Annotated in this window: 17 protein-coding genes and 1 pseudogene; 10 read left to right on the top strand and 8 right to left on the bottom strand. The window is 54.6% G+C overall.

Annotated elements, in window-relative coordinates; all coding sequences use genetic code 11:
• Nucleotides 1-142 (top strand): annotated as a pseudogene (locus tag ACFPLB_RS08645) (IS5/IS1182 family transposase); the annotation flags it as partial.
• Here ACFPLB_RS08645 and rsmD read toward each other — a convergent pair.
• Nucleotides 86-682, bottom strand: coding sequence for a 16S rRNA (guanine(966)-N(2))-methyltransferase RsmD (gene rsmD, locus ACFPLB_RS08640; RefSeq protein ID WP_378228946.1), 597 nt, complete (start codon nt 680-682; stop codon nt 86-88). The pseudogene ACFPLB_RS08645 and the gene rsmD overlap by 57 nt on opposite strands.
• A gap of 2 nt (nt 683-684) precedes the next feature.
• Entirely contained in the window at nt 685-2,403 is a 1,719-nt protein-coding gene (locus ACFPLB_RS08635) for a pseudouridine synthase (protein ID WP_378228945.1), read from the bottom strand.
• A 76-nt stretch (nt 2,404-2,479) separates the two neighbouring features.
• Here ACFPLB_RS08635 and ACFPLB_RS08630 point away from each other — a divergent pair, with 76 nt between their 5' ends.
• Nucleotides 2,480-2,926 (top strand): nucleoside deaminase, encoded by a 447-nt coding sequence (locus ACFPLB_RS08630; protein ID WP_378228944.1) that lies wholly within the window; start codon nt 2,480-2,482, stop codon nt 2,924-2,926.
• Nucleotides 2,927-2,947: 21 nt separating this feature from the next.
• Here the strand turns inward: ACFPLB_RS08630 and ACFPLB_RS08625 are convergent, their stop codons facing one another.
• The 3 genes from ACFPLB_RS08625 to ACFPLB_RS08615 all read right to left on the bottom strand — a co-directional run bounded on the left by ACFPLB_RS08625 (nt 2,948) and on the right by ACFPLB_RS08615 (nt 7,866).
• Nucleotides 2,948-3,616 (bottom strand): hypothetical protein, encoded by a 669-nt coding sequence (locus ACFPLB_RS08625; protein ID WP_378228943.1) that lies wholly within the window; start codon nt 3,614-3,616, stop codon nt 2,948-2,950.
• 182 nt (nt 3,617-3,798) lie between these two features.
• Nucleotides 3,799-6,720 (bottom strand): isoleucine--tRNA ligase, encoded by a 2,922-nt coding sequence (ileS, locus tag ACFPLB_RS08620; protein WP_378228942.1) that lies wholly within the window; start codon nt 6,718-6,720, stop codon nt 3,799-3,801.
• A 345-nt stretch (nt 6,721-7,065) separates the two neighbouring features.
• Nucleotides 7,066-7,866, bottom strand: a complete 801-nt coding sequence (locus ACFPLB_RS08615) for a MipA/OmpV family protein (protein WP_378228941.1) — start codon at nt 7,864-7,866, stop codon at nt 7,066-7,068.
• 161 nt (nt 7,867-8,027) lie between these two features.
• On the opposite strand from ACFPLB_RS08615, the gene ACFPLB_RS08610 reads away from it, so the two are divergent.
• Nucleotides 8,028-8,582 (top strand): HdeD family acid-resistance protein, encoded by a 555-nt coding sequence (locus tag ACFPLB_RS08610; protein WP_378228940.1) that lies wholly within the window; start codon nt 8,028-8,030, stop codon nt 8,580-8,582.
• Between the two features lie 148 nt (nt 8,583-8,730).
• Here ACFPLB_RS08610 and ACFPLB_RS08605 read toward each other — a convergent pair whose 3' ends face one another.
• The gene (locus ACFPLB_RS08605; RefSeq protein ID WP_378228939.1) at nt 8,731-9,705 is read right to left on the bottom strand and encodes a bifunctional riboflavin kinase/FAD synthetase; all 975 of its coding nucleotides are present in this window, start codon (nt 9,703-9,705) and stop codon (nt 8,731-8,733) included.
• 11 nt (nt 9,706-9,716) lie between these two features.
• Nucleotides 9,717-10,577, bottom strand: coding sequence for a TIGR01459 family HAD-type hydrolase (locus ACFPLB_RS08600; protein ID WP_378228955.1), 861 nt, complete (start codon nt 10,575-10,577; stop codon nt 9,717-9,719).
• Between the two features lie 287 nt (nt 10,578-10,864).
• Here ACFPLB_RS08600 and ACFPLB_RS08595 point away from each other — a divergent pair, with 287 nt between their 5' ends.
• The 7 genes from ACFPLB_RS08595 (at nt 10,865) to ACFPLB_RS08565 (ending at nt 17,886) form a co-directional block, all read left to right on the top strand.
• Nucleotides 10,865-12,793 (top strand): TadE/TadG family type IV pilus assembly protein, encoded by a 1,929-nt coding sequence (locus tag ACFPLB_RS08595; protein ID WP_378228954.1) that lies wholly within the window; start codon nt 10,865-10,867, stop codon nt 12,791-12,793.
• Nucleotides 12,794-12,883: 90 nt separating this feature from the next.
• The gene (locus ACFPLB_RS08590) at nt 12,884-13,399 is read left to right on the top strand and encodes a CAP domain-containing protein (RefSeq protein WP_378228938.1); all 516 of its coding nucleotides are present in this window, start codon (nt 12,884-12,886) and stop codon (nt 13,397-13,399) included.
• A gap of 219 nt (nt 13,400-13,618) precedes the next feature.
• Nucleotides 13,619-13,915, top strand: coding sequence for a co-chaperone GroES (groES, locus tag ACFPLB_RS08585; RefSeq protein WP_378228937.1), 297 nt, complete (start codon nt 13,619-13,621; stop codon nt 13,913-13,915).
• A 66-nt stretch (nt 13,916-13,981) separates the two neighbouring features.
• Nucleotides 13,982-15,628, top strand: a complete 1,647-nt coding sequence (groL, locus tag ACFPLB_RS08580) for a chaperonin GroEL (protein WP_378228936.1) — start codon at nt 13,982-13,984, stop codon at nt 15,626-15,628.
• A 210-nt stretch (nt 15,629-15,838) separates the two neighbouring features.
• Nucleotides 15,839-17,236 carry a class II fumarate hydratase gene (gene fumC, locus ACFPLB_RS08575; RefSeq protein ID WP_378228935.1) on the top strand — a complete coding sequence of 466 codons (1,398 nt, stop codon included), beginning with the start codon at nt 15,839-15,841 and terminating at the stop codon, nt 17,234-17,236.
• A 40-nt stretch (nt 17,237-17,276) separates the two neighbouring features.
• On the top strand, nt 17,277-17,405 hold the full coding sequence (locus ACFPLB_RS08570) for a hypothetical protein (RefSeq protein ID WP_378228934.1): 129 nt from the start codon (nt 17,277-17,279) through the stop codon (nt 17,403-17,405).
• Nucleotides 17,406-17,592: 187 nt separating this feature from the next.
• Entirely contained in the window at nt 17,593-17,886 is a 294-nt protein-coding gene (locus ACFPLB_RS08565) for a Dabb family protein (protein ID WP_378228953.1), read from the top strand.
• On the opposite strand, the gene ilvA is transcribed toward ACFPLB_RS08565, so the two are convergent.
• On the bottom strand, nt 17,887-19,143 hold the full coding sequence (gene ilvA / locus ACFPLB_RS08560) for a threonine ammonia-lyase IlvA (protein ID WP_378228933.1): 1,257 nt from the start codon (nt 19,141-19,143) through the stop codon (nt 17,887-17,889). It lies immediately after the preceding gene.
• Between the last annotated feature and the right edge of the window lie 45 nt (nt 19,144-19,188).

The raw sequence follows: 19,188 nt of genomic DNA, 5'->3' as shown, positions 1-19,188 counted from the left end.
TGTGGTTGAGCGGTTCTTCAACAAACTCAAACAGTTCCGTGCGGTCGCAACTCGCTATGACAAGCGTGATGACAATTTCCTCGCTTCAGTCCAACTCGCCGCAATCCGAATATGGATCAAAGAAAATGAGTCGGTGGCCTAGGAAGTAAACCACCGTCTCGCCATAGGCGCGCTCATCAAGAATTGAAAAATCCGGGCCGGGATTGAAGGGGGCCACAGCAGCCTCTTCGACAATACATAGCGCTCCCGGTTCCAGCCAGCCTCCAATGCGCGCACTTTGCAAAGCGCGTTCGCCCAGTCCCTTGCCATAGGGTGGATCGGCAAATATCAGCCGAAATGGTGACAGGGTCCCGATATCACCCATCAAGGTTGCATCACGGCGAAAGATTTTTGTTCGGCCCGTCAAACCAAAAGCCTCGACATTGGTGCGGATCAGCCCCCGCCCTTCAGCCGATTCTTCGATGAAGACGGCATGTGTTGCCCCGCGTGACAGGGCTTCCAGACCAAGTGCACCGGTGCCGGCAAACAGGTCCAGCACCCGCGCCCCTTCCAGATGCTCAGCAAAGCGATGCGTCAGAATATTAAACAGGGCCTCGCGTGCACGGTCCGAAGTGGGCCTGATGGAATCAGAGCGCGGTGTCGCTAAAGGCCTGCCCCGCAATGTTCCGCCGACAATCCGCATGATTACGACCTTTTCGGCCCCTTAGCCGGACCACGAGGGGCCGGACCACGATGCGGCCCGTCACGTCTTGCAGGCTTGTGCGACGCTTTATTGTCACGATGATCGCGCTTATTCTCATGATCGCGCCTATTCTCATAATCGCGATTGTCCGCGCCAGCATCCCGTTCACGCAGCGGGCGAGCACCCGGCGCCATCCAGACATTGGCCTTGCGCTGGCCCGGCGGTTCAAGCGGTGGGCCTTCCTTCCGGTGTGGGCCGCCTTTGCGACCTTCGCCCTTGCCATATTCGGTCCTGCTGCGTTCGGGCCTTGCCCCAAAACCGGGCTTTGTCGGGCGCGTAGAAAGCTTGCCCAGTGCCTCGTCGCGCCCCCCCTCACGCATTTTACGACGCTTGATCAGCCCGCCCTCGCCTATGTCGAGCCGCGCCGGTTTGCGCACAGCAGGTTGCATTTCGGTTGCATCACCATCAGGCCTGCGTTCCTGCCGCACCGGCTTGTTGGAAAATGGCTTCACAATTCCGGCATCGAAATTGGCGCCGGATTCTTCAATCAATCGCTCGCCAAGCTGCTCACGCAATGTGCGGCCCTTGATTTCAAGCACATGGCCTTCCGGTAATTCGCCAAGCTGAAAGGGACCATAGGAAACGCGTATCAGGCGATTAACTTCCAGCCCCAATGCACCCAGAATATTACGCACTTCACGGTTTTTGCCTTCACGCAGGCCAACATTGAGCCAGGCATTGCTGCCCTGTACGCGCTCCAATGTTGCTTCTGCGCCACCATAAAACACGCCATCAACCGCAATGCCGTTTTTCAGGTCAGCCAGCGCTTTTTCATCAACCGCGCCATGAACCCGCACCCGGTAGCGGCGCAGCCAGCCAGTGGCGGGCAGTTCCAGAACCCGCGCCAGCCCGCCATCATTGGTAAACAAAAGCAGACCTTCAGTATTGATGTCGAGGCGGCCCACAGTCATCAGGCGCGGCAGATCGGCCGGCAAAACGTCAAACACGGTCCTGCGCCCTTCCGGGTCACGATTGGTGGTGACAACACCTGCCGGTTTGTGAAACAAAAACAGCCTTGTACGTTCAATGGGCGGTATTTCCACACCATCAACGAAAATCACATCGGCAGCCTTCACGTTGAAGGCTGGCGTTTCAAGAACCACGCCATTGACGCGCACACGCCCGGCAGCAATCAGATCCTCGGCGTCGCGGCGTGAGGCAATGCCTGCACGCGCCAACCGCCTGGCAATGCGCTCGCTGCTTTCCTGTTCGTCAGAAAAAGAACGCGGCGGGCGTGGCCGGAACTGACCCGCAGGCTTGCGATCATCGGAAAAACCACGCTGTGGCCGGTTGCTACGCTTCTCATCACGGGAGCCGAATTTGCGCTCGCCACGTTGAGGCCGGTCTTCGCGTCGATGCCCCTCGTCACGACGCTGCGCTCCATCCCTGTCACGCGACCTGAATGGGCGCTCATCACCTTCACGGCCTTCGCGCTTGGCAAACGGCCTGCCTTCAGAGCGAGGACCTTTGCGGAAAGGTCGCTCACCTGTCTCTTCCTGTTCAGGCTTGTCAGTATGCTTGAAGTTACGCCTGGCCAAAAATTCCCCTTCCTTGCGTTTGGGAAATTTTTGGCCTGCCTGCTTTCCTGCTCCCGGTCCGTGGGTGCGCGGGGTCCCGGATTTTGCACCGGGTTTTCGTTTTGATTTATCGTCTTCAGTCATGTGGTGTTTGCTCGTTTAGCGGGCTAGATAGCAGGAGAGTTCCTCGCTTGCGAGAGGATAATGGAGAACAGCCTGCATGAGGCAAACACAGTTCATGGAGCTTGCGCTGGAACAAGCACAGGCAGCCGCACAACGCGGTGAAGTGCCGATTGGCGCGGTGCTGGTTTGCAATGGCGCTGTCATTGCCGCTGCTGGCAACCGCACCCGTGAACTGGCTGACCCGACGGCTCATGCAGAAATGCTTGTCATTCGTAAAGCTGCTGCAAAATTTTCAACTGAGCGGCTTGGCGATTGTGATCTTTATGTAACGCTTGAACCTTGCACCATGTGTGCTGCGGCCATCTCCTTTGCGCGTCTGCGCAGGCTTTATTTCGGCGCCAGCGATGAAAAAGGCGGAGCTATCATATCCGGCGTCCGCTTTTTCTCACAGCCAACATGCCACCACGCGCCCGATGTTTATTCAGGATTGGCGGAGACAGAGGCATCTTTTATCCTGAAGTCATTTTTTAAGAAAAAACGCTAAATATATATTTTATCTAAATAATTACCTTCCAGGTAGCCAATCAAAAAGCCCGCCTTTTTTGCGTGTTGCGCGTTTCAGGCGGCGTTCCTTCACAGCCTCATCCTCGCCCAGTTCATCTTGCGGCGCAGTGCTGGCGGCTGCACGATATTCGATCGGTGGCTCACTCAAATAACGGCGTGTGGTTGAACTGCCCTGCCGCGATTGGGCAAGACGCTTTTGCACTTCGCTGCTCTGCGCCTTGGCTATACGGGCATTTTCGGTGGGATCGAATTTGTCAGAAACCTCAGCGACTGTTCCCGACCCTCTTTGCGTCGGCAGATCATTGATGATCTCCGGCTCATAAAAACGATTGTTTTGATTGGCGGTCGCATTGTCGCGAATACGCGCCCGGCGCTGTTCAGGCGATTCGGGCCATTGACTACCTGCCGTCTCAACGACGCTGCTTTGCGGCGCGGGCAGATTTCCCTTCTGGCCTGCTGCTGGTTTCACCAGTTCAGGACGCGGCTTGTAATCGATTTTCTCGCGCTTGGGCGGCGCAAAGGTCAGCGCGCTACTCAAATCGGTCGCAAGCTGTCCGGCTGCCGTCTTGTCCGTTCCATAGGTTGGAGACGACACACAGCCAGCAAGCGTTGCACCGGAAGCTAAAAGTAAGGCCAATATGGCCAGACGGCCACTTCGTGTATCATTCATGCCGAAGAAACTCACCTGGAACGGCCCTTCTGATTGTCGCCGGTCGGGCGCGGACAAGTTTTGCCTTAACCCTTGTAAGATAGAATCCGGCGACATTTTGTCGGCGGAAGTTTTCAGTCTTTACCTCAAGCCTTGGCCAAGGGCAACGCAACCTGGCCAAGGCTTGTTTTATCACCTGTCAATTACACACGGCCAAGTGCCTGCAACTCATGCAAAGCGGCCGCATCGCGGGCCGAGACATCGGGGTAAGCCGGATCGCTGCCAATATCAGCCGTATAGCGCCATGAACGGGCACATTTATGCAAACCCCTGTCTGATGCTTTTTCAATGATAACGGCAACACCGGGGACTTCGCGCAAGGAAAAGCCACTGGCAGGAGCCTCTTTGGAGCGCACAACACTATCACTGGTAATGCTGATTTCGGCCAGATCAATATCGGCAATGGCTTCTATCAGCGCCTTGTCGGTGATGTAAACAACAGGAACCGCTTCCAATGAGGACCCGATTGTCTTGTTGGCCCGCTCCAGTTCCAGCGCCCCGGTCATGACGCTGCGAACCTGGCGTATCTTGCGCCATTTTGCAGCCAGGGCCTCATTGCGCCAGTCAGCCGGAATGGTTGGAAACTGCTCCAGATGCACCGAGCGGGCCTGTGGATAGCGTGCGCACCATGCCTCTTCAGCCGTGAAGGGCAGCATGGGGGCAAGCCATGTCGTGACACAATCAAACAGATGGCGAACCACCTGAAGGGCTGCCTTGCGCTTGCCGCTTGAGGGCGCATCGCAATAAAGCGTGTCCTTGCGGATATCGAAATAAAAGGCCGACAATTCGACAACCATGAAGTCGATCAAGGCGCGGGTGATGCGCTTGAAATCAAAATTGTCATAGCCAGAGCGCACCAGTTGATCGAGTTCGGCAAGCCGGTGCAGCATCAAACGCTCCAGTTCCGGCATGTCTGACAGCGGAATTTCTTCGCCTTCGTCATGAGCAAGTGTACCCAGCATCCAGCGGACTGTATTGCGCAGCTTGCGATAGGCATCGATATTGGTTTGCAGCACATTTTTACCGAGGCGCTGATCTTCCCAATAATCGGTTGTCATGACCCACAAGCGCAAAATATCCGCACCTGATTTTGTCGTCACCTCTTGCGGCAGCACGACATTGCCCAGCGATTTGGACATTTTGCGGCCAGCCTCATCCATGGTGAAGCCATGGGTGACAACGGTGTCATAAGGGGCGCGACCGCGTGTTCCGCAGCTTTCCAGCAGCGAGGAATGGAACCAGCCACGATGCTGGTCAGACCCCTCAAGATAGACATCGGCTGGCCATTTCAGCTCAGGGCGGTCTTCCAGTGTAAAACTATGTGTGGACCCGGAATCAAACCAGACATCCAAAATATCAGTCACCATCTGCCATGGTTCATCGGCGCGTTCGCTCAAAAAACGCTCACGTGCCCCTTGTGCAAACCAGGCATCGGCGCCTTCCTGCTCAAAAGCCTCAAGGATGCGGGCATTGACCGCCTCGTCTTTCAGGACATTGCCATCCTCATCAGAAAACACACAGATCGGCACACCCCAGGCGCGTTGACGCGACAGCACCCAGTCGGGCCGGTCCTCGATCATGGCGCGCAGACGGGTTTGACCTGCTGCTGGCACAAAGCGGGTTTCATCAATCGCTTTCAACGCGCGTGAGCGCAGCGTGGTGTCATCGCCAAGGTCCTTGTCCATATAGACAAACCATTGCGGCGTGTTGCGGAAGATGACCGGCTTTCTGGAGCGCCATGAATGGGGATAGGAATGTTTCAGCCGCCCGCGCGCAAACAGCATGTTCTTGCCAATCAGCGCCTCGATAACCACCTTGTTGGCATTGCCCTTCTTGCCATTGTCGTCAATGACGCGCGCAGCACCCTCTTCACGGTCCGGCCCGAAGCCGGGTGCATCCTTTGTGAAAAAACCGGCATCATCGACAGCAAAGGGAATGGCTGTGTCAATGCCACGCGCCGCCAGTTCCTTGCCTGAATCCATCCAGGTGTCAAAGTCCTCCCGGCCATGGCCGGGAGCCGTATGAACAAATCCCGTACCGGCATCATCCGTGACATGATCGCCAGCCAGAAGAGGCACGCTAAACTTGTATCCACCACCAAGACCGGCAAGCGGATGGGCAAGCACCATGGCGGCCAGTTGTTCAGCCGCAACAGGGCCTGAACGTTTAAAATCCAGCTTTGCCCTGGCAAATGACTCTTCGGCCAGCGCATCGGCAAAAATCAGTCTTTCGCCGGGCTGCGGTCCAAAATCATTTTCTGCCGCTGTTACCTCATAAAGCCCATAGGCAATGCGTGGCGAATAGGCCACGGCCCGGTTGCCGGGAATGGTCCATGGCGTGGTTGTCCAGATGACGACACAAGCCCCATCAAGCTCAGGCGCACCATCAACGACCGGGAATTTCACCCAGATCATGTCGCTCTCATAATCTTGATATTCCACTTCAGCCTCGGCAAGCGCCGTGCGCTCCACCACCGACCACATGACCGGCTTGGAGCCACGATAAAGCTGGCCTGACATGGCAAACTTCAGCAATTCACCGGCAATGCGCGCCTCGGCGTGGAAATTCATTGTCGTATAAGGCTGTTTGAAGTTACCGATTACTCCAAGACGCAAGAATTCCTGCGTCTGCACATCAATCCAGCTTTGAGCAAATTCACGGCATTCCTGCCGGAATTCATTGATTGGAACCTCGTCCTTGTTTTTGCCGGCGCCGCGGTATTTTTCCTCGATTTTCCATTCGATTGGCAGGCCGTGACAATCCCAGCCGGGCACATAATTGGAATCATAGCCGCGCATCTGGAATGAGCGGGTAATGACATCTTTCAGGATCTTGTTGAGCGCATGGCCGATATGAATGGTGCCATTGGCATAGGGAGGGCCATCATGCAGCACATATTTGGGCCTGCCCGCCGCATCTTCGCGCAACAGGCGATAAAGGTCCATTTCCTGCCAGCGGGCCACAATCTGCGGCTCCTTTTCCGGCAGGCCGCCACGCATCGGAAATTCCGTTTGCGGCAGATAGAGTGTTTTTGAGTAATCAATCGTCTTGACGGTATCGGTCATCGGTTCGCCATGATATTTGGCCCGCCGCTAAGGGCATGTGGCCTGAATTTACCTGTTTTAAAAAATGCGCGGGAAGCGCGCCATAATCCCCGGCGGCTGCGGATAGGCCAAGGCTCACCTTAACCCGCCCGGAGCACCGGGCTGGTAATTCGTATGGCAAAGGTAGCGTGATGCGGCTGGCGTCTCATAGCCGCGCTTCTACCCCATGAACGCCCAAGAATAAAGCCGCCAGAGCAGGATGATTTTTTCTTCAATCATTATCCTGCTCTAAGATTTTGTTTTAGTCGCATTTATACGACGCCAGATGATTTCATCTGTACTCGCAAAATGCTCCGGGATCATGCGCTACATGGTAAAGTCGAAGCGATAGCTTGCCGAGGCGCCGAGTGTAAACTGGTTGCGGCTTCCCCGCTCACGCACAATGCTGGAATCAGCGGCCGGTCCCATCAGTCGTGAATATTCGCCAAACAGGCTGGTGGTGACCGGATCGCTTACCTTCCAGGTGACGGCCCCGCCCACACCCATGCTGCGAATGCCGCCACCGGGATCATATTCGCTTAAGCCCGAACGCTGTGCTTCTGCTGTACTGACACCATAATAGGCATCAAAATATTTTGCTGAGGCAAAAGACAGGCGCGGCCCGCCGGAAAGGCGGACTTCCGGTGTAACATCATGGAACGCATCCACCGCAATATCGGAAATAACGCCCTTGTGAGCGCGCACCCCATGACGAATTTCAGCGCGCATGCGCATCCAGTCCAGCGGATAGAACTCAAAGAAACCGCCAATCTCACCGCCCCAGCGTACAGGGTCCAGCCCGCGTATCGCATCCTCGTCATTGTCGCGCTTCCAGAGGAATTTGCCGTTCAGACCTGCCCGAAAATCGCCCTGATCGATCAGCGCCAACGAAATATTGTCATTGCGTGATGAAAAGCGGACCGCATTGCCAGCCTTGCCAAGTGAAATAATGGGAGTTGCGCTAAACAGATATTTTTTGCTGCCCTCAAAGTCAGGCGCAATCATGCCGGTAGCACCAATGGTCAGATACCAGTCACCGGAGAGCCAGGATTCTGCCGCAGATGTTGACACCGGGCTGCCAAATGCAGCCAGGACCGTCAAAATCGACGTAATTTTCAACGCTTTCATATTTCACCAATCACCCGGTACAAAGTCCCCCGCAGATAATGATGCCAGATTTGGTAAAATTTGCTTTAAATTCATTCCTTTATAATGCGCTGTATGCTGGACAGCATATTGACACAAGATTAAGTTGCGCGACGGCGGGGCATTCAATCAGGAGAGGCGACATGACTTTTGAAGCTAAGTCACTTAACGAGGTTTCAAGTGAAATCCGTAACAAATGGGGATGGTTTCTGGCGCTGGGCGTCCTGCTGCTCATCCTTGGCGGCGTCGCATTCGGCAATCTGTTTATTGCCACTATTGCATCGGTCTATTTCATCGGTTGGCTGATGCTGGTTTCAGGTTGTGTCGGCGTCATCCACGCTTTTGGTGTCAAATCCTGGGGGCGTTTTTTCCTCTGGTTTGCCAGTGGTCTGCTTTATGCTTTGGCTGGTATTTTTACCTTTTACAATCCCACACTTGCCTCGGTCATCTTCACTTTCCTGCTGGCGGCAGCGCTGGTTGGATCGGGCGCCTTGCGCGCCTGGGTCGGCTATCAGAACTGGGAGCAGAATGGTTCTGGATGGATCGTAACCGCTGGCCTGGTCACCATTCTTGCAGGTGTGATCATCGCCCTTGGCTGGCCGGTCAACAGCCTGCGCATTCTGGGCCTGTTCCTGGCAATCGACCTGATTTTCCAGGGCTGGGCACTGATTGCCTTCAGCCTTGCGCTCAGAAAATAAAATATTTTGTGATGCCAGATGACACTATCTGCACTCGCAAAATGCGCTAGAGCGCCGTGCGTCCTATCGGACGCACAAAGGACGCTCTAACTCTTTGAATGAGCATCGGAGTTATCCAAAAACCGATTCTACTTTTTGGTCCGATGCGCTAAAAACTTACACTGGCATCAAGGGCTGACAAGGGTCTCATGCCAGCCAGAAGCGCCCTCGCCTCTTGCTCGTCGCGCCTCATCTGCGCGACGAGTTCGTCAAGCCCGTTGAATTTTTCTTCACCACGCAAATAGCTGAAGAAAGAGACGGAACAGTCCTCACCATAAAGACTGTCTGAAAAATCAAAAACAAAAGTCTCCAGCAGCGGTGCGCCATTGTCGTCGACGGTCGGGCGGCGGCCAAAACTGGCAACCCCGTCATGCAGGCTGCCATCAGCCCGGCGAAACCTGACCGCATAAACACCTTCACGCAGTTCAACCGATTCCGGCAGGCGCATATTCGCCGTTGGAAAGCCCAGCGTCCGCCCCAGTTTTTGCCCGTTTATGACCGTCTCGCGCACAGTAAAGCGATAACCAAGCTGTCCGGCGGCCTCTGCCACATGGCCTTGTGCCAGCAATTGCCGAATGCCACTGGAAGAAATGATGTGCGCAGCCTCATCGCGAAAGGCATCGACCAGCGTCACCCCAAATCCATGGCGCCTGCCTGCATTCGTTAGAAATTCCGGCCCGCCTTCACGATCCTTGCCGAAATGAAAATTAAAACCGGTCACCGCATGGCAGATGCCAAGATTGTCCCGCAGGATTGATGTGATGAATGCCTCTGCCGATTTTTCAGACAGATCGTCAGTAAAAGCCTGCTCAACCACGGCAGAAAAGCCGAGATTGTTCAGCAATTGCGCCTTCATTTCAGGCGGGGTGAGAACAAACAGCGGGGATCGAGGCCGGAAAAATTTGCGTGGATGCGGATTGAAGGTCAAAACCAGTGCGGGCCTGTTGCGCTGTCGTGCTTCTGCCAGCGCAGTTTCAAGAACAGCCTGATGGCCGCGATGCACACCATCAAAATTCCCGATGGCGACCACACCATCACGCAAATGCTCAGGCAATGGCCCGGTTCCGGCAATTCGCTCCAGCATTTGAGACCTGCCTATCGCAGCCGTGGCATGACCGCCACAGGTGTGTAACCATGCGTTTTCAAAAATTCGGCCAGTTTTTGCGGGTCCGGGGTCAGTGCCTCGCCATAATCACGCGCATGAATGCCGCCTGAAATATAAAGTGCGGCCAGATCATTGTCGGATGCGCCCTTGATGTCGGTCATCATACCATCGCCAATGGCCAGAATTTCATGGCGCTCCAGATTGTGCCCGCTGCTCTCGACAGCCGCTTTCAAGGCAGCCTCATAGATTGGCCTGTGAGGCTTGCCGGCAATCAATGTGCGCCCTCCCATTTGCGCATAATCTCTGGCAATCGCGCCTGCACACCAGATCAGCCTGTCACCACGCTCCACCACAATATCGGGATTGGCGCAGATGAATGGCAAATTGCGCGAGCGCAAGCGCGCAAGCATGTCATGATAATCCTCCGGCGTCTCGGCCTCATCATCAAACAGCCCTGTGCAGACAACAGCTTGCGCCTCAAACTCCTCGACCAGTTCAACATCGAGGCCATCATAGATATTGGTGTCACGATCAGGGCCGATATGAAAAATGCGGCGCGGACCTTCCGCAATCAGGTCGCGTGTCACATCCCCGGAACTGACCAGCCTGTCATAAGTGTCGTCCGGCACCCCGATTTCACGCATTTGCCTGATGACATCGGCGCCCAGCCGAGGTGAATTGGTGATCATCACCACCGTTGTTCCGCGGTCGCGCGCGGCTTTAAGTGCGGCGGTTGCTGGCGCAAAATGCTCAATGCCATTGTGAACCACGCCCCAGACATCGCAGAAGATGGCAGTATAACGCCCTGATATGGTTTCAAGTGAGGCAATAAGGGGAGAAGAAACCGGCATATCGGCTGGTGCATCCATCATTTCAAATCTGTGTCTATGTGTTGTTTCCATGCAGGGATTAGCCGATACGCCCTGCCCTGTCATCATCATTCCAGTCCGATCAGGATCGGGACTGGTTAATCCCGGCTTAAAAAGCAATCTCATTTTGCACCTGTCATGCAAACCTGAAATTCAGTTGTCTATGTAATTTTAATCTCAGTTTTATTTCTACGCATGATCTTGTCCAAAGAAGAACCTGCGATTTTTTAAGACCATGCTCAAAATTTGGCAGCGGGGATTTGAGCCAGATGTTAAAAAAATTCCTGTCCGATATACGTGGCAACTATGCCATGATAACCGGATTGATCATGGCGCCGCTCTTTGGTGCAGTCGCACTTGCGGTTGATTATTCGGAAATGTCACGCCAGCGCGTGGCCACGCAAAACGCACTGGATGCGGCCAATGTAGCCACAGCGCGCGAGTTGCAATCGGGTATAAGTGATGCGCAAGCCATCACCTATGCCAATAATTTCTATTACACCAATCTGCGTCAGGTCTCACCGGATAAAAGTACACTCAATGTCAGATTGCCAAGCCAGGTGGTCGGCGGCGGCACCATGGAAATGTGCGCCACTTTAAATTATTCACCTTATTTCATGCCCGCTTCTGCAAGACTGATGGGCAAGCAGTCGCGTGATTTCGACTTCATCACCTGTTCGCAAGTGCGGCTGAAAAATACGCTGGAAGTGGCTCTGGTGCTGGATAATTCCGGGTCCATGGACACAAAAGGAACCGGCTCGTCGCAGACACGCATGCAATTGCTGAAAAAGGCTGCTGATGAACTGATCACCACCATGGTGCAGCAGGCCGACAGCGTAAAGCAACTGGAAAAACCCATCCAGTTTGCCGTGGTGCCGTTTGCCGCTTCGGTCAATGTGGGCAAGGACAACAAGAATGAGCCCTGGATGGACACGCGCGGTGTATCCCCCATCCATCATGAGAATTTTAACTGGGCAAGTTTCAACTGGCCCCGCCGCAAGATTCAAAAGCGCAGCGACGGCGTTTATGTCAAAACTGGAACTGACTGGGGCTCGCAGGAAGGCGACATTGTCACCCGCTTTACGCTTTATGATGAGTTGAAATATTACACCGACAGAAACAATACCAGAACCGCATCTTTTGCCGAATGGGATGGCTGTGTCGAGCAACGGCCCTACCCTTATGATGTGACCAATGAACCGGCGCGGCAAAACAACCCTGCTTCCCTGTTTGTGCCGATGTTTTATCCTGACAATGTCGCCAATGGTTATAATGACTGGCCGACACGAAACTCCGGCAGCTATTCGGCATCCTTTTCATGGGACCCGCAAGTGGGCAGCGGCAGGAATGTGACAGGTAATAATCTGTCCAGCTACATGCCCAAATATTTCGATATGCGCGTTACTGCTTCAGGCAGGACAGAACAACTCGGCTTTGTCGCACCTTATGGCTCGGCCAAACTTGCATCTGGAAAAGGCCCCAATGGCAGTTGCACCACTTCTGCGCTCACGCCGCTGGTTGATGTAACCAACGCAGCCGGCATGAAGAAGATCAAGGATGCAATCTCTGCCATGCAACCTTCAGGCGGCACCAGTGTGGGCAGCGGTCTGGGCTGGGGCTGGCGTCTGCTGGCCAGTGACGGCCCCTTTCCGCTCGGACGGCCTGAAACGGATCGCGGCAATGACAAGGTGGTCATTTTGCTGACTGATGGCGCCAATACCTATTATACGCCCGGAACTCTTTCACCCCTCAATGCCAGCGCGTCCCGCGCCAGTGACCAGGAAAGCCAAAGGTCAATCTATGCAGATTACGGCTTTCAGGCTCCTTTTGAGAAAACCACCACCTATGGCCGTCTCTTTATGGGGCTGACCAGCAATATCAACAAAAACAGCCACAGCAATGACAATTACTCACGCGCCATGAATGAAAGGCTGCAAATCCTGTGCGACAATGCCAAGGCTGCAGGGATAATGATCATGACTGTGGGGCTGGATCTGGAAGCGGAAGCCAGAAGAGACAGCAAGGTGCGCGATCAGATTGAGGGAATGAAGAATTGTTCTTCCAACTCCCGCAACCGACGTGATCCTGACAATCCGGCCAAGCCAGCCAAGCTGTTCTGGAACGCTTCAGGCAATGATTTATCCAATGCGTTTCGCGAAATTGCCGATGAATTGTCCAATCTGCGCATCACCGGCTAAAATTTATATTTATAAAGGCCGGCGCCATCCGGCCTTTATAAAAAAAATCCTGCCTGCTAAAAGCCATGATCTGAAGTCTATCAGGGCATCATGAAACAATCTCTGGCCCTGCCTGCTGCTGACACACCCTGTTGCAACCGCCGCACCCTGATCCTGGGTGCGGGTGCTTTTACCCTTGCCGGACTGGCCGGATGCGGCTCTCTTCCGGGCAAGGGAGCCGGTGGTGGCGCCTCTGCGTCAGCACAGACGGCAATGATGAAAATTCGCAAGCAAGCAGGGCTATCTGCTCTGTCAAGCGATCACCAATTGGAACGCGCCGCCCTTCAGCAGGCCCATTATATGGCCGCCAGCGGCAGGATGGATCACACAACCGGCATTGGCAAAGGCTTTGCTGCACGGATAAAAAGCAACAGGATCAAGGGGGCTGTGGCTGAAAACATCGCTGAAGGGCGCATGGACAGCGCCCGCGCCATCACCATGTGGATGAATTCCGCACCCCATCGGCGCAATATGCTGGATGGGCGCTTTACCCGTTTTGGCCTTGCCTGGGCCAGCCATCCTTCGCGCCCCGAATGGCGCTATTGGGCGATAATCCTGGCCAGCTAAAGCATTTTGCAGCCAGATACTTCCATCTGGCGTCGCAAGAATGCGGCTAAAACAAATATTTAAAGCATTTTAAAATCTTTCAAACTCGCTCCTTGACTCTGTTTGAAGCGCTCACTATCTCAGCCCCGTTAGCACTCTCATACTGTGAGTGCCAACAGGTCCGGTACTGCCGGATAGAGGAATTCTTTCTCATCATCATGACCTGAGGAAATCAAACAAATGGCACAAACGAAGTTCCGCCCGCTTCATGACCGCGTGGTCGTTCGCCGGGTCGAATCCGAAGAAAAAACGGCTGGTGGCATCATCATCCCCGACACAGCCAAGGAAAAGCCGCAGGAAGGCGAAATTGTCGCCGTAGGTTCCGGCGCCCGTGACGAAAGCGGCAAGATTGTCGCCCTTGATGTCAAGGCTGGCGATCGTGTTCTGTTCGGCAAGTGGTCGGGCACCGAAGTGAAGCTCAATGGCGAAGACCTTCTGATCATGAAGGAATCCGACATTATGGGCATCATCGGCTGATCTGCTGACCCCTTTCTCACCATTCACTGCAATCCGCATTTCGGGCCACAGGCCCAGGAGTAAGCAATGGCTGCCAAAGACGTAAAATTCTCCCGTGATGCCCGCGAGCGCATGCTGCGCGGCGTCAACATCCTTGCCGACGCGGTCAAGGTCACCCTTGGTCCCAAGGGCCGCAACGTTGTTATCGACAAGTCCTTCGGCGCTCCGCGCATCACCAAGGACGGCGTTTCCGTCGCCAAGGAAATCGAACTGGAAGACAAGTTCGAGAACATGGGCGCTCAGCTCGTTCGCGAAGTCGCTTCCAAGACCAATGACAAGGCCGGTGACGGCACCACCACCGCCACGGTTCTGACCCAGGCCATCGTTCAGGAAGGCCACAAGGCTGTTGCCGCCGGCATGAACCCGATGGATCTGAAGCGCGGCATCGATCAGGCTGTTGCCGAAGTTGTTGCTGATCTTCTCAAGAAGGCCACCAAGATCAAGACTTCGGAAGAAGTTGCCCAGGTCGGCACCATTTCCTCCAATGGCGAAAAAGAAATCGGCGAGATGATCGCCAAGGCCATGCAGAAGGTTGGCAACGAGGGTGTCATCACCGTCGAGGAAGCCAAGACGGCCGAGACCGAGCTTGAAGTCGTCGAAGGCATGCAGTTTGATCGTGGCTATCTGTCGCCTTACTTCATCACCAACCCTGACAAGATGGTTGCCGAGCTTGAGGATGTTTACATCCTGCTTCACGAAAAGAAGCTCTCCAACCTGCAGGCCATGCTGCCGGTTCTTGAGGCTGTCGTTCAGACCTCGAAGCCCCTGCTCATCATTGCCGAAGACGTTGAAGGCGAGGCTCTGGCTACGCTGGTCGTCAACAAGCTGCGTGGCGGCCTGAAGATTGCCGCTGTCAAGGCTCCCGGCTTTGGTGATCGCCGCAAGGCCATGCTGGAAGACATCGCCATCCTTACCGGTGGTCAGGTCATCTCCGAAGATCTCGGCATCAAGCTGGAAAACGTCAGCATCGACATGCTGGGCCGCGCCAAGCGGGTGCGCATCGAGAAGGAAAATACCACCATCGTTGATGGCGCCGGTCAGAAGAACGAGATCGAAGCCCGCGTTGGCCAGATCAAGGCTCAGATCGAAGAGACCACTTCCGACTACGACCGCGAAAAACTTCAGGAACGTCTTGCCAAGCTGGCTGGTGGCGTTGCTGTCATCCGCGTTGGCGGTTCGACCGAAGTTGAGGTCAAGGAAAAGAAGGATCGCGTTGACGATGCTCTGAACGCCACGCGCGCTGCCGTTGAAGAAGGCATCGTCCCCGGTGGCGGTGTTGCCCTGCTGCGTGCAACGCAGGCCATCAAGACTGAAGGCGCCAATGCCGATCAGGCTGCCGGTATTGCCATCGTTCGCCGCGCCCTTCAGGCTCCGGCTCGCCAGATTGCCAACAATGCGGGTGCGGAAGCCTCCATCATTGTCGGCAAGATCCTTGAAAACGACAGCGTCACCTTCGGCTACAATGCTGCGACCGACGAATATGGCGATCTGATCCAGCTCGGCATTGTCGATCCGGTCAAGGTTGTGCGCACAGCCCTTCAGGATGCGGCTTCCGTAGCCGGTCTGCTGGTCACCACCGAAGCCATGATTGCTGATGCTCCGCGCAAGGAAGCTGCAGCTCCTGCCATGCCTGACATGGGTGGCATGGGCGGCATGGGTGGCATGGGCTTCTAAGAAAGTCCTGATACCGATTGGAAAGGGCGGCTTTAAGTCGCCCTTTTCTTTATCTTCATTCCTTTGCAAAATATGTCCGGCTTTGTCCGCATCGCTGCCCTTGGGAAGTTCAAACGATTTGAATATTTTCCCGACCATTCTTTTCTTGAAGCTGGAAGAGCAAAGCGATAGGCCAAAGCTATCCTAATCCTCATTTTCAGGAGACCGGCAGTGAGCGCTCACCAGACCAGAACCGAAACCGATACGTTTGGCCCGATCGAAGTGGCTGCCGATCGCTATTGGGGTGCTCAGGCGCAACGCTCCCTCGACAATTTCAGGATCGGCTGGGAAAAGCAGCCAGCCTCGATCATTCGTGCGCTGGGCATCGTCAAGCGTGCCGCTGCCGAAACCAATATGGAACTGGGCAAGCTTGATCCGGCCATCGGCGCTTCTGTTGTGGAAGCGGCACAAGACGTTATCGACGGCAAGCTTGATGAGCATTTTCCGCTGGTGGTCTGGCAAACCGGCTCCGGCACCCAGTCCAACATGAATACCAATGAGGTGATCTCCAACCGGGCCATTGAAAAGCTTGGCGGCAAAATGGGCTCCAAAAAGCCGATCCATCCCAATGATCACGTCAATATGAGTCAGTCGTCCAACGATACCTACCCAACGGCCATGCATATTGCCTGTGCCGAGCAGGTGGTTCACGATCTATTGCCTGCACTCAAACATATATATGCAGCGCTTGACGCCAAGGCCAAAGCCTTTGACCATATTGTCAAGATCGGCCGCACCCACACGCAAGATGCAACGCCGCTGACGCTGGGACAGGAATTTTCCGGCTATGCGCAGCAGGTCAAGAACGGCATTGAGCGGATTGAAATGACGCTGCCCGCATTGATGGAACTGGCGCAGGGCGGTACTGCCGTTGGCACCGGGCTGAACGCTCCGTTTGGCTTTGCCGAAAAAGTGGCTGAAAAGATTTCAGCCATCACCGGTCTTGCGTTCACCTCGGCCCCCAACAAGTTCGAGGCGCTTGCCGCCCATGACGCCATGGTGTTCACGCATGGTGCAATCAACACGGTGGCCATGTCGCTGTTCAAGATTGCCAATGATATCCGCTTTCTTGGCTCTGGCCCGCGCGCTGGTCTGGGTGAGCTTGCCCTGCCGGAAAACGAGCCGGGTTCATCCATCATGCCCGGCAAGGTCAACCCCACCCAGTGTGAGGCCCTGACGCAGGTTTGCGTGCAGGTGTTCGGCAATAATGCGGCGTTGGGTTTTGCGGGCAGTCAGGGCCATTTTGAACTGAATGTCTACAACCCGCTGATGGCTTATAATTTCCTCCAGTCCGTCAGGCTTTTGGCGGATGCCTCCATCTCCTTTACCGACAATTGCATTGTCGGCATTGAGGCGCGCGAAGATAATATCAAACAGTCGCTGGATCGCTCCTTGATGCTGGTCACTGCCCTTGCCCCGACCATTGGCTATGATGCGGCGGCTCAAATTGCCAAGACCGCGCACAAGAATGGCACAACCTTGCGCGAAGAAGCGCTGGCAACGGGTCTGGTCAGCGCTGAAGATTATGATCGCATCGTGCGCCCGCAAGATATGACGCATCCGGGCTGAGCCTCTGGCTTTATGCGGTGTTTTCAGGCAATAGAAAGCCATGCGCTACGTTATTGTGATTATGATCATCACCTGCTTTTTAATCTGGGACGGCCTCTATAATGGAGGCCACTACATCAATGCGGGTGTGAAAACCTTGAATAACATGGTGCGCATGGTCACTGGTTGACGCAGTCCTGCCCTTAGAGCATCGGACCGAAAAGTGGAATCGGTTTTTGGATAATTCCGATGCTCATTCAAATAGTTAGAGCGTCCTTTGTGCGTCCGATAGGACGCACGGCGCTCTAATCAAAACAACATGAAATGCAATGCGCCGGTGGCGTCTGCTGCCTTTGTTCACCCTTCAGGAGGCCGATTTGATCCGGCACATCATCTTTTTCAGTGTCAAGCCAGGTACGGATGTTGAGACTGTCCGTGAAGGCTTGATGAATCTGGGCCGTATTCCTCATTCCAGCCATTTTGAAGTGACGCTCAATCGCAAACTCGACCTGTATGAAAACGAGGTTGATATCGTCGTTTATGCCGAGTTTGAAAATGAGGCGGCACTGCACGCCTATAAGGCCGATCCGATTTATGGGCAGACGACCGCCAATGTGCGTCCGATGCGCGAAATGCGTTTTTCCGCCGATGTGATTGCCGCAGACAAATAGTTAGATAATAAAATTTGCTAATGTCTCATCGTCACTGATGTCCTGATATTGTATGCCTTCAGCATCAAATCGGGCCTTGAGTGTCGTGAAATTGCGCCTGTCCTTCGTCTCGATGCCAATCAGCACCGAACCAAAATTGCGCGCTGATTTCTTCAGATATTCAAAGCGGGCAATATCGTCGTCAGGTCCAAGCATTTCCAGAAAATCCCGGAGCGCGCCGGGTCGCTGCGGCAAACGGATGATGAAATATTTCTTCAGGCCCTCAAAGCGCAGCGCCCGCTCCTTCACATCCGGCAGCCGTTCAAAATCAAAATTGCCGCCTGAAACGACAGCCACCACTGTCTTGCCGCGAAGGTCTTTTTTCGCAAAATCCTTCAGCACATCAATGGTTAGCGCGCCTGCAGGCTCCAGAACGACACCTTCAACATTCAGCATTTCAATCATGGTGGCACACAGGCGATTTTCAGGCACCAGGCGGCATGTTTCAGGCCCAAAGCCCTTCAATAATTGAAAATTTTCCCGCCCTATCTCACCAACGGCTGCGCCATCGACAAAATTATCCATCAAGGAAAGCTTGACCCGCTTGCCCGCCGCCAGACTGCGCATGAAGCTGGGGGCGCCTGCCGGTTCGCAGAAAATGAATTGGGACGCCTGATCAATGGCCTGAAAATATTGAGTGACACCCGCCGCCAGACCACCGCCACCAACCGGCAGCAGGACAATGTCAGGCACCCTGCCCGGCCCCAATTGTTCAACAATCTCTTGGGCAACCGTTGCCTGCCCTTCAATGATGTTCTTGTGATCGAAGGGCGGTACCATGTGGGCGCCTGCACTTTTCGTAAAATCCAGCGCGGCCTGATAGCAATCGTCAAAAAAGTCTCCCACCAGCCTGATCTCGACAAATTCGCCGCCAAACATGCGCGTCTTGTTGATCTTTTGCTGAGGTGTGGTGACCGGCATGAAAACCACGCCCTTGCGCTTGAAATGCTGACAGACAAAGGCAAAGCCTTGTGCATGATTGCCAGCTGAAGCACAGACAAACAGATCTGCACTGCCATCCAAAATCAGCGCCTTGCGGAAAAAATTTAACGCGCCTCTGATCTTGTAAGAGCGCACCGGCGACAGGTCTTCCCGCTTGAGAAAAATGCGCGCACCATATTTGCGCGACAGATATTCATTTTTCTGCAATGGCGTTTGCGGAAAAATTGCCCTGATCTCTTGTGCGGCTGCTGCAACCTTGTCGACAAAGCCTGTCATCTTGTCATCCCGATATTCTTAAATGAGCGGTGTTCCTGCCGTGAA

It is taken from the genome of Aquamicrobium segne, assembly GCF_042656785.1.
Classification (GTDB): domain Bacteria; phylum Pseudomonadota; class Alphaproteobacteria; order Rhizobiales; family Rhizobiaceae; genus Mesorhizobium; species Mesorhizobium segne.
Note: the sequence above shows the minus strand (reverse complement) of the source record. Positions and strands in the feature narration are given on the sequence as shown.